Below are 3,065 nucleotides of genomic sequence, written 5' to 3' on the forward strand. Positions count from 1 at the left end.
ACCCACACCCGCGCGCGAGCCCAAGCCGGAGCCCACACCTGAGCCCGAGCCCAGGCCGGAGCCCGCACCCGCGCCCGAGCCCAGGCCGGAGCCCGCACCCGCGCGCGAGCCCAGGCCGGAGCCCACACCCGCGCCCGAGCCCAGGCCGGAGCCCACACCCGAGCCCGAGCCCAGGCCGGAGCCCCCCGCTGTCGAGGCTCCGAAACTCCCGGTGTCCTCCGACGACCCCGGCACCGCATATGATTCCGCGCCGCAACAGGGCGCGGTCACCCGGTACAACGGCAAGTCGGTGATCGAGATCGCCGGCGGGCGGGTTACCACGCTCGATGTCGCTGGCAGCGGCGCGGTCCGGGTCGAGATCACGACCCCGCCCGTGCATGGCAATGCCACGGTCAACCCCGACAACTCGATCGCGCTGGTACTTTCGGGCAGCGACTACAGCGGCCCGCTGTCGCTGGGCTACACGATCACCCGTGCCGACGGCACGACTGAAAGCGCCACCGCCACGTTCAACGTTGCAGCCCCCACCCAGCAGGCCGGCTGGGGCCAGGGCCTGCATTACATGCTGGAAGAGGACGCATCGGGCGATCTGATCGTCGAGACCGGGGAAAATCACCGCAAGGTCTATGTCTCGGAAAACGACAGCGCGCTGAGCCGCGCCGATATCGCCGCGCTGGAACGGCTGCCCGAATCCAGCATCACCCGGGCCTGGCTGCTGCAACATCCCGAATATGGCGGCAGCGAGGGAATGGCGGTCTCGACCGAAGTCGGCATCGACATCTGGAAAGGAATCACCAGCCCGCATCTCAATCAGACCGAGTCGCACTGGCTGCTGTTCGAACGCGGCTACACCTACGAGAATACCGGCAACCTGATCTCGGCCAGACTGAATGGCGAAAGCGAGCTGCATCCGGTCCACATCACCTCGTGGGGCGAAGGCGCGCGCCCGGTGCTCACCGACAAGATGACCTTTCTCAACCATGAGATCAGCAATGTCGTGATCAGCAACCTGGTCATGACCGGCGGCGTTCTGAGCACGACGGGCAAGAACATCATCTTCCATGACATGCTCTTCACCGATGAGGGGCTCAACATCCAGTATGGCGACAGGATCACGCTGCATGACAGCGCGGTGACCCATGTGGTCAACGCCCCGAACCCGGGACAGGCCTACTGGAGCGGCACCAAGGCCGGGCTGTTTACCAACGCCACGTCGGGCTGGCTGATCGAGGGCACCATCTTCCACCATAATGGCTGGGAAGACGACTACCACATGGACTGGTCGACCGAGGGCGGCATGCCGCCGAACATGTTCAGCCACAATGTCTATTTGCAGAACGACACCACCGACGTCACCTTCCGCAACAACATCACCGCCGAAGCGTCGTCCTTCGGGGCGCATATCCGCGGCGGCGGATATGTCGAGAACAACCTCTTTCTCGACAACAACAACGCCGTCGATTTCCTGGGCGGGATCTATGCCGGCGACGGGCCGATCGGCAATTTCACCCTGTTCGCAGACAATGTCATCACCTCGGGCGCGCACAAGCAGACCGACCGCTTCATCGGCGGCCTGACCCGCGGCGTGACCAACGAGGCCCATGACACCACGCTGATCGGTAACATCATCGCGCATCTGGCCAATCCCGACGATCCCGATGAGATCGCCGCCAAAAGGCACACGAACTACGCCCTGAACAACACCCGCGAAGCCGCCTATGACGACACGATCATCTACAACTGGAAGGGCGGCGATCCCGCCCGCGTGGAACGTGCCTTCGGCGTGTTCAGGGACACCAATATCGAGCGCGTCGATCCGGACCTTGCGGATCTGACCACGATCCAGCGCTTCGCCGCCCAGCTCATGGGGGAGGAAACTGCCTCGATCCGGGATCTGATGACCTATCTCACCGCCCTGCCCGAAACCGCCCATGACGACGCGGTTACGGCGAAGGACATCGTCGCCTGGTTCCAGCAAGGCTTCGGCATGGACGCCAGGCCCGACGGGGCCGCCACGGACCACCGCTTCGTGCCGAATGCGCTCGCCGACGGGATCCGTTGGGACAACCGCCTCAACTGGACCAGCAACGACGTGCCCGATCACGGCGACAATGTCGATCTGGGCGGCAACTGGGTCCATTACGGCGCCCGCACCACAGGGATCGAGGATCTCGATCTGGGCTCGGGCGGGCGGCTGCATGTCACCAGCGGCAGGCTGACGGTCGAGGGCACGCTCGAGACCGGGGCGCGCGGCGGGCTTATCACGGTCGAGGGCGCGGGCCAGTTCTGGACCGATGGCTATGCCGGGACCAGCCGGCTGACGCTCGACATCGATGGCGGGCGTTTTGCCAATATCGGCCATGTCAGCGGGACCATCTCGGTCTCGGCCTCGGGCGGGCAGACGATCCTGGCGACCGATGGCGCCGTCTTCGACCTGGGCCGGGACAGCGAATTGCGGATCGAAGGGGCCAAGGCCAAAGTAGGCTTCGACGGGGCCGAGGACAGCACCGCGGTGCTGCGCATGTCCGAGGGCGCAATCCTGACCTTCAAGGGCGATGCCGGGGGTTTCTCGACGCTGACCGAGTTCCGCTCGGGCCATTGGGATCAGGACGGATCGCCGGTGAAATCCGGGGTGCTGCTGGACGGGCTGTTGCAGATCGACCTTGCGGGCCATGCCGGCGGGGTGGGCAGCTACAAGCTGATCGCAGTCGACACGATTGCCGGGGCGTTCGAGGGGGTCAATATCCACGGGCTCGACGGACGTTTCGATGCCACGGTCTATGTGGATTACGAACGTGACGAGCTGCGGCTGGACCTGGGCAAGGGCTCGGGCCAGGTCGAGGTCAAGATGATCGGGGATGCCTGGGACGGATCGGACGAGGATGCCGGGCTCTGGGCCGCGTTGACCGCAAACCAGGGCACCCATGACGAGACGCTGCCCCGGATCCTTGTCGTGGACGATGACCTGCCCGACCTGCCCGATCTGCTGGATATCGCCTGATCCGGGTTTCGCATGCGAAACCGGCGCGCGCCGCTCAGGCGCGCGTCTTCAGCCAGCGGCGCAG

1 protein-coding gene is annotated in these 3,065 nt (G+C 65.4%); it reads left to right on the forward strand.

Translation table 11 applies throughout. The annotated features are described in order from the left end of the window. The first annotated feature begins 211 nt into the window (after window positions 1-211). Window positions 212-3,001, forward strand: a complete 2,790-nt coding sequence (locus tag ENN83_RS08320; RefSeq protein ID WP_287185898.1) for a hypothetical protein — start codon at window positions 212-214, stop codon at window positions 2,999-3,001. The last annotated feature ends 64 nt before the right edge of the window (window positions 3,002-3,065 follow it).

This window comes from Rhodovulum sp. (genome assembly GCF_011048875.1).
Taxonomy (GTDB): Bacteria; Pseudomonadota; Alphaproteobacteria; order Rhodobacterales; family Rhodobacteraceae; genus Rhodovulum; species Rhodovulum tesquicola.